This window comes from Streptomyces sp. NPDC057271 (genome assembly GCF_042668715.1).
Lineage (GTDB): Bacteria > Actinomycetota > Actinomycetes > Streptomycetales > Streptomycetaceae > Streptomyces.
Genome location: NZ_JBHUYJ010000178.1, coordinates 1 through 8,476 on the forward strand (window position 1 = coordinate 1; position 8,476 = coordinate 8,476).

General features: G+C 69.7%; 7 protein-coding genes and 1 pseudogene. All 8 read left to right on the top strand.

From position 1 onward, the window contains the following. The coding region (locus ACFUJR_RS37895) for a zinc-binding dehydrogenase (protein ID WP_383179768.1) at positions 1-512 on the top strand (512 nt) is incomplete at its 5' end. Between the two features lie 403 nt (positions 513-915). Then, complete coding sequence (locus ACFUJR_RS37900) at positions 916-1,977, top strand: polyprenyl synthetase family protein (RefSeq protein WP_383179765.1); 1,062 nt, start codon at positions 916-918, stop codon at positions 1,975-1,977. A gap of 43 nt (positions 1,978-2,020) precedes the next feature. After that, positions 2,021-3,313, top strand: coding sequence for a 4-hydroxy-3-methylbut-2-enyl diphosphate reductase (gene ispH / locus ACFUJR_RS37905; protein ID WP_383179763.1), 1,293 nt, complete (start codon positions 2,021-2,023; stop codon positions 3,311-3,313). Continuing rightward, positions 3,313-5,142, top strand: a complete 1,830-nt coding sequence (locus ACFUJR_RS37910; protein ID WP_383179760.1) for a 1-deoxy-D-xylulose-5-phosphate synthase — start codon at positions 3,313-3,315, stop codon at positions 5,140-5,142. The genes ispH and ACFUJR_RS37910 overlap by 1 nt, the downstream gene beginning before the upstream one ends. After that, positions 5,139-6,308: a flavodoxin-dependent (E)-4-hydroxy-3-methylbut-2-enyl-diphosphate synthase gene (gene ispG / locus ACFUJR_RS37915; protein ID WP_383179757.1), complete on the top strand. Its 1,170-nt coding sequence runs from the start codon at positions 5,139-5,141 to the stop codon at positions 6,306-6,308. Before ACFUJR_RS37910 ends, ispG begins: the two co-directional genes overlap by 4 nt. Positions 6,309-6,628: 320 nt before the next feature. Next, a pseudogene (locus tag ACFUJR_RS37920) lies at positions 6,629-7,441 on the top strand (IS110 family transposase); the annotation flags it as partial. A gap of 50 nt (positions 7,442-7,491) precedes the next feature. Beyond that, positions 7,492-7,782 carry a transposase gene (locus ACFUJR_RS37925; RefSeq protein WP_383179755.1) on the top strand — a complete coding sequence of 97 codons (291 nt, stop codon included), beginning with the start codon at positions 7,492-7,494 and terminating at the stop codon, positions 7,780-7,782. Then, the coding region (locus ACFUJR_RS37930) for an IS3 family transposase (RefSeq protein WP_383451231.1) at positions 7,770-8,476 on the top strand (707 nt) is incomplete at its 3' end. The genes ACFUJR_RS37925 and ACFUJR_RS37930, both read left to right, overlap by 13 nt.

The window sequence follows — 8,476 nt, forward strand, 5'->3', positions numbered from 1 at the left end:
CATCACCCGCAGCCGCCTCGGACGCCTCACCCGCCAAGGCTTCCTCACCCAACCCGGACGAGGCCGCTACCAGAAACGGACTTAACGTCCACTCACTGGCCCGCGAGCTCGGCGCCACCGACACCGTACGCGGCGACGTGTCGAACTTGGCCGAGCAGATCCAGAAGGCGGCCGACGGCGGCGTCCAGTTCGGCCTGGACACCACCGGCGTCCCGGCGGTGATCTCCGCCGGGATCGCGGCGCTGCGGACCACCGGGACCATGGGTCTGGTCGGCATGCTGAACGGTCTGCTGGAGCTCGACGCTCTGGCGCTGGGCACCGGCAAGACGCTGATGGGCATCGTCGAGGGCGACGTGGTGCCGCAGGACTTCATCCCGCAACTGATCTCCCTTTGGCAGCAGGACCGCTTCCCGTTCGACCGGCTGCTCAAGACCTATCCGCTGAGCAGGATCAACGAGGCCGAGCAGGACATGCTGGCGGGCCGGGTCATCAAGCCCGTTCTGCTCCCGTAGGGCTGAACCGCACGCCGACGGGCGCGCATGGGTGCCGCCGTGGAACCGGGTCCTGGCGGCACTCGTCGCGCGAGGCAGCGTAACCGGTGGAAGCCCGGCCTGGGGCCGGCGCCGCCGTCGCGCCGGTCGGTCGGACCGGCCGACCGACCGACCCGCAGCAACAGCAACAGCAACAGCAACAGCAACAGCAACAGCAACCGTATCCCGCGGCGTGCGGTGCACGTCCTGGGCGGGAACGACATGCCTGCGGCCAAGTGCCCTTGGGGCCGGGCCCGGATGTCGACCAACAGCCCGATGATCCGGGAGAGACCGAATCCATCGGCCATGAGGACACCCTCAGCAGGGGCGCAGGACTGATCCTGGGGCATCAGCTCAGCGCGTGACGTCGACGAGATGAGAAACCATGCTGAATCCAGCAAGACTCGGCCTGACGCTGCAGGACGAGACTCTGCCCGAACGGCTCGAGGCGGCGATAGGGACGGCAGCCCGCTGCCCGGAGCCCTGGCTGGACTCCGGTCTGGGCCCCTTGCTCACCAGGGCCGGCAAACGTCTCCGCCCCGCTCTGGTCTTCGCGGCGGCCGGCTGCGGCACAGCGGCGGACCTGGAGAAGGCGGTCTCCTGCGCGGCGGCGGTGGAACTGATCCATCTCAGTTCGCTGGTCCACGACGACCTCATGGACGACGCGGACAGCCGTGGCGGCATCCAGACCCTGCATACGAGCAAGGGACCTGAGGCGGCCGTCCTCGGCGGTGATTACCTGATCGCCGCCGGAGGACGGCTCGCCTCGACGGTCTCGGCGGTCGCTGCCGACACCTGCCTGGAGGCATACGCCGACATGTGCACGGGCCAGGCCCGGGAGACGGCCAACCGCTTCCGGACCGACGTCACGGTCGACGAGTACCTGCTCGCGGTGAAGGGCAAGACTGCGGCGGTCATGCGGGCCTCCTGCAAACTGGGGGGCCTGTGCGGTGGTCTGCCGGACGACCAGGTCGACGCGCTCGCGCGCTTCGGCGAGTCGTTGGGAATGCTCTTCCAGCTGGTCGACGACCTGATGGACGTGCTCTCGACCGAGCAGTTGTGGAACAAGCCCGTCGAACACGACGTGGCCAATGGCGTCTACACGGTGTGCGTACTCGCCGCGATGCGGCAGCAGCCCGGCCGGCTGCGCGCCCTGCTCGGCGCCGACATGGCCCCCGAGCGGGTCAGTGAGGCGTACGCCTGCGCCCGGCAGTACGGCGTGCCGACCGCCGTGGCACTGATCGAGCGGTACCTGCGAGCGGTCGACCGCGCGATGGAGGCCCTTCCCGCCTCTCCGGCCCGGCCCCAACTCGCCGCCCTCCCAAGGCGGTACGTGACGAACGCGCTGGAGAGGCGGGTCGATCCGCAGTACCGGACGCTGCTGGCCGCGGGTGCCGCGGCTGCCACCCGGCCGGCTCCGGCCGACGCGGTCGGCGTCTTCGTATGAGTGCGCGCCCGTGTGTCGCCGGAACGACAGCGAGGTGTTGGTAATGAACCCGAGGAACGTCGTCGTGTGCGCAGGGCGCGCCAATACCGGCGGCGATGAGCGCGAGCCGGGGGAACTCGCCGTCGCGACCGAGATCCGTGACGGCTCCGGATGGGTGCACCGGTTCCCGGCAGCCCCGCTCCTCGCCGCGGCGCTGGAACGACGCGGCCTGCGCACCCGCTCGGCGGCCATGGCCGCCGACGGGACGGCCGACGTGGCCGAGGTACGAGTCGACCCCGCCACTGCGGCCATGGTCCGGTCGGCGGCCGACCGGCCGGTCGCACTGCTCGCCGAGGTCGGGACCGCGCAGGACGACGGAGCGGAGGCGCGCCGGCGCGCCATCGACGACGTCCGTGCTGCATGGGAGCGGGCGATGGGCGGGCGGCAGGTGCTGCTGGCCGGGCCCCGGTCGTTCTGTGCCGGGGTGGAGCGAGCCATCGAGATCGTCGAGCGGGCCCTGGAACAGCGGGGCAGCCCGGTGTACGTGCGCAAGCAGATCGTCCACAACGTGCACGTGATACGTGAGTTGGAGTCACGCGGTGCGGTGTTCGTCGACGAGGTGACCGAGGTGCCGCAAGAGGCCACGGTGGTGTTCTCGGCGCACGGTGTCGCGCCGGCGGTCCGGCAGGCGTCCGAGGCGCGGGGGCTGCGGGTGATCGACGGAACCTGCCCGCTGGTGGCGAAGGTGCACAGCGAGGCCCGCAGGTTCGCCGAGCGCGGTGACACCATCGTGCTGATCGGACATGCCGGCCACGAGGAGAGCGAGGGCACGCTCGGCGAGGCCCCTGACCGTACCGTTCTGGTGGAGAGCGTCGAGGACGTGGCCCGGCTGGACGTGGACGGCCCGGTGTCCTATCTGATGCAGACCACGCTCGCGGTGGAGGAGGCGGCCCGGACGGTCGGTGCGCTGCGCGAGCGGTTCCCGCACCTGGACGGTCCGGCGTCGGACGACATCTGCTACGCGACCACGAACCGTCAGGAGGCATTGCAGGCGGTCGCCGTGGACGTCGATCTGGTGCTGGTGGTGGGTTCCTCGAACTCGTCGAACTCGGTGCGGCTGGTGGAGACAGCACGGCGGGCGGGACGCCGGGCCCACCTGATCGACAGCCCGTCCGACATCGAACTGGAGTGGCTGGCCGGCTGCCGGACGGTGGGTGTGACGGCCGGGGCCTCGGCCCCGCCGCCGCTGGTCGACGCGGTGATCGACGCCCTGCGGGGCCTGGGACCGGTGACGGTCGCCGAACGGACAGTCACCGAAGAAACTATGCGCTTCAACCTGCCCAAGGAGGTGAGGTGATGACAGTCGACACGGATGTGCTGTCATCGATCCGCAGCTCGCGTGACCTGCGGCTCCTCGACAACGCGGAGCTGGCCGGGCTGGCCGCGCGGATCCGGCGGTACCTGGTGGACCGCGTGTGCCGAACGGGCGGGCACCTCGGCCCGAATCTGGGCGTGGTCGAGCTGACCATCGCACTGCACCGGGTCTTCGACTCGCCGCGGGATCCGATCCTGTGGGACACCGGCCACCAGGCATACGTGCACAAACTGCTGACGGGCCGCATGGAGGCATTCGCCCGGCTCCGTCAGGCCGGGGGTCTGTCGGGCTATCCCAGCCGCGTGGAGTCCGAGCACGACTTCGTCGAGAACTCGCATGCCTCGACCGCTCTTTCCTACGCGGACGGCATGGCGAAGGCGTTCCGGCTGAGGGATGAGCACGACCGCACGGTCGTCGCCGTCGTGGGCGACGGTGCGCTGACCGGTGGGATGTGCTGGGAGGCGCTGAACAACATCGGGGCGGCGGACGACCGGCGGTTGGTGGTCGTGGCCAACGACAACGGGCGTTCGTACGCACCGACGGTCGGGGGCTTCGCCGCGCACCTCGCCCGGCTGAGATCCCACCCAGACGCCCGATCCCTGTTCGAGGAAGTCGGCCTGGACTACCTGGGGCCGGTCGACGGGCACGACCTGGAGGCGCTGGTGGAGGCGTTCACGCAGGCACGCGACCGCCGGAGGCCGGTGGTGGTGCACTGCGTCACCGAAAAGGGGCGCGGCTATCGGCCGGCCGAGGCGGACGAGGCGGACCGATTTCATGCCGTCGGCGTGGTGGATCCGGCCACCGGACGGCCGACCGCGCGTGGCGTGGCGTCGTCTTGGACCGACGTGTTCGGCTCGGAGCTGCTGGACCTGGCCGGCCGACGGGACGATCTGGTGGGGATCACCGCCGCGATGCTGCGCCCGACAGGCCTGTACCCGATGGCGCAGCGGTATCCGCACCGTGTCGTCGACGTCGGGATGGCCGAGCAGCACGCGGTCACCTCGGCGGCCGGGATGGCGATGGCGGGCCTGCACCCCGTGGTCGCCGTGTACTCCACCTTCCTCAATCGCGCGTTCGACCAGGCGTTGATGGACGTGGCCCTGCACCGTCTCCCGGTGACCTTCGTCCTGGACCGTGCCGGTGTCACAGGGGAGGACGGCCCGAGCCACCACGGCATGTGGGACCTGTCCCTGTTCCGGCTGCTGCCCGGCGTCCGGATCGCGGCGCCACGCGACGCGGCCACCCTGCGCCGGGAGCTGGCCGAGGCGGTGGAGGTGGACGACGGCCCGACACTGGTGCGATTCCCCAAGGGCCCGGTCGGCCCGGACGTGTCGGCTGTGGACCGGATCGGCGGGCTCGACGTACTGCGGCAGGCCCCGGGCCGGGACATCCTGCTGGTGTCGGTGGGCGCGATGGCTCCCACTTGCCTGGCGACCGCGGATCTCCTGGCGCGGCACGGCATCGGCGTCACGGTGGTGGACCCGCGGTGGGTCCTACCGGTCGATCCCGCGCTGCTGCCGATGGCGCGCGACCACCGGCTGGTGGCCGTCGTCGAGGACGGCAACCGCACCGGCGGCGTCGGCTCCGCCGTGGCCGACCTGCTACGCGACCACAACAACGCCACCCGGCTGCGCACCTTCGGCCTGGCTCCGCAGTTCCTGGCCGCGGGAAAGCGCCAGGACCTCCTCGCCGAACAGGGTCTCCACCCCGAAGCGCTGGCCCAGCAGCTCGTCGGGAGCCTCGACACGCCCGACTGGCCGGTCCCCCGCGCGGAGGCGGGACGCCCCGGAGAGAAGGTGGGAGCCCGATGAGCAGCACCACCGTGCTCGGCATGCCCGGTCCCGCGCCGCACGTACTGGCGCCGCGGCGTGTCACTCGTCAGTTGACGGTCGGTGCGGTCGGCGTGGGCAGCGAGCACTCTGTGTCGGTGCAGTCCATGACGACCACGGTCACTGCCGACGTCAACGCCACACTGCAGCAGATCGCCGAACTCACCGCCGCCGGCTGCGACATCGTCCGGGTCGCCTGTCCCTCGCAGGACGATGCCGACGCCCTGCCGGTGATCGCCCGCAAGTCCAAGATCCCGGTGATCGCGGACATCCACTTCCAGCCGAAGTACGTCTTCGCCGCGATCGAGGCGGGCTGCGCCGCGGTCCGCGTCAACCCCGGCAACATCAAGAAGTTCGACGACAAGGTCAAGGAGATCGCCCAGGCAGCACGCGACCACGGCACACCCGTCCGGATCGGCGTCAACGCCGGCTCGCTGGACCCCCGACTGCTGAAGAAGCACGGCAGGGCGACCCCCGAGGCACTGGCCGAGTCCGCGCTGTGGGAAGCATCGCTCTTCGCCGAACACGACTTCCACGACCTCAAGATCTCCGTGAAGCACCACGACCCCGTCGTGATGGTCCGCGCCTACGAACAGCTGGCCGCCCAGTGTGACTACCCGCTCCACCTCGGGGTCACCGAAGCCGGGCCTGCCTTCCAGGGAACCGTCAAATCTGCCGTTGCCTTCGGCGCCCTGCTCCGCCAGGGAATCGGGGACACCATCAGGGTCTCCCTCTCCGCACCGCCGGTGGAGGAGATCAAGGTGGGTATCCAGATCCTGCAGTCCCTCAGCCTTCGGCCGCGCAGACTGGAGATCGTCTCCTGCCCGTCCTGCGGCCGCGCCCAGGTCGACGTCTACAAGCTCGCCGAAGAGGTAACCGCTGGCCTCGAAGACCTGCCCGTGCCCCTCCGCGTCGCCGTCATGGGCTGCGTCGTCAACGGCCCGGGCGAAGCCCGGGAAGCCGACCTCGGTGTGGCCTCGGGCAACGGCAAGGGCCAGATCTTCGTCAAGGGCCAGGTCGTCCGGACCGTCCCTGAATCGAAGATCGTCGAGACCCTGATCGACGAAGCCCTCCGCCTCGCCGATCAGATGGGCACCGCCGAAACCGGGGCGACCGCCGACGGCCCGGTGGTCACGGTGGTGACGTGACGGTTCGCGACGCACAATCGCTCGCGGGTGGCCGGGCGGCTGATCGGAGCCCCCGACGTGCAGTCAACGGCCTCCGTCATAAGCTTGTCCTACCTTCCAAGTGTGGGTTTGAGCCGGTCATTCGTAGGATCGGCAGGGCCCAGGGGTTCGGGGTATGGCTGTGAGCTTGTCGCCGTTGGATGGCTCAAAGAACTTGGCCGCCCTGGACCCCGCGACGACTCGACCGCTAATTGGGATACGCGACTCGATCGCTTCGTAGGACAACGTCGGCGAGGTCATCTGCGGGACTGTTCTTGGACGACGAGCTGGCGGAGGTGACCGTGCCCCAGATCTGGGCCGGAGTGGACATCGGCAAGGAACATCACCATTGTGTGGTGATCGACGCGCACGGCGAACGCCTGCTCTCGCGGCGGGTCCTCAACGACGAACCGGCTCTGCTCGAACTCATCGGGGACGTGCTCGCGCTGTCCGAGGAAACGCTCTGGGCGGTGGACATCAATCACGGTGGCGCCGCCCTGCTCATCGGGCTCCTGCTCAGCCACGGCCAGCCGATGGTCTATCTCACCGGCCTGGCCGTGCACCAGGCGTCGGCGGCCTACCGCGGCCAGGGCAAGACGGACGAGAAGGACGCCTTTGTCATCGCGGACCAGGCCCGCATGCGCCGCGACCTCGGCCTGTTGCGGCCCGGCGACGAGAAGGCCGTCGACTTGCGGATCCTGACCACCCGCCGCACCGATCTGGTCAGTGACCGCACCCGGCAGATCAACCGGCTCCGAGCCCAGCTCCTCGAGATATTCCCGGCGCTGGAGCGGACTCTCGACCTGAGCAACAAGGGGCCCGTCATACTCCTGACCGGCTACCAGAGTCCGGCTTCGATCCGCCGCAGTGGTGCCAGACGCATCGGAACCTGGCTGAAGAACCGCAAGGTCAAGAACGCCGACGCCGTCGCCCAGGCCGCGGTCGACGCGGCCCATTCTCAGCACACCGAGCTGCCCGGGGAGAGGCTGGCAGCCACGATGGTGGCCCGTCTCGCGAAGGGGGTGATGGCCCTCGACGCTGAGATCGCCGAGCTCGACTCTCTCATCGAGGCCCGGTTTCACGAGCACCCGCACGCCGAGGTGATCCGCAGCCTGAGGTTCCCCTCGTAGCGTGGAGTCCGTGACAGCAGGGGATGTTGGTTGTCATGGCGGAGAAGCGTCGGAAGTTCACAGCGGAGTTTCGTGAGGGGGCGGTACGCATCGTGACGGAGACCGGGAAGCCGGTCCCCGAGGTCGCGGAGGACCTGGGGATCAACGAGACGACCCTGGCGAGCTGGGTCTCGCGGGCGAAGCGGGCCGGGAAGGCCACGCCGGAGGACAAGGACGCGTTGATCGCCCGGCTGACGGCAGAGAACGCGGCGTTGAAGAAGGAGAACAAGGAGCTCGGGATGGAGCGCGATGCCCTCAAACGCTGCATGGTCCTGTGGGTGAAGTAGCTGCGGCGGACCCGGCCGCCGTGGCCGGGGTGATCAGCGACAACAGGACCGGGCACGGCATCCCGCACACCGTCTCGTGCCGCGCCCTGGGCGTGAGCGAGTCATGGTTCTACAAGTGGCGCGACCGCGAACCCACCGGGCGTGAACAGCGCAGGCAGCGGCTGGCCGACGAGATCGAGGAGATCTTCGCCGAGTCCGGCGGGACCTACGGGTCGCCGAAGATCTTCGTCCTGCTGGTTCGCCGGGGCTGGCGCGTCTCGGTGAACACCGTGGCGAAGCTGATGGCCGAACTCGGCCTCGTCGCCCGGACGGTCAGACGCCGGAGCGGGCTGACCAGGCCGGGGAAGCGGTCGGCCGCACCGGACTTCGTCAAGCGGGACTTCACCGCCGAGGAACCCGATCTCGTCTGGGCGGGCGACATGACGGAGATCGTCACCGAGGAGGGCAAGCTCTACCTCGCCACGGTCATCGACCTGTTCTCCCGGCGCCTGCTCGGCTACGCGATGGGCGCCCACCACGACGCGGACCTGGCCGTGGCGGCGCTGAACATGGCAGCGGCCACCCGCGGCGGCGACGTGCGCGGCGTGATCTTCCACAGCGACCGCGGCAGCGAGGGCGGATTCAACTGGTCGTCGCAACACCTTGATTTCGGAGGTGTTCAAGATCGCTACGGAGGACTGGAGCCGGAAGACCG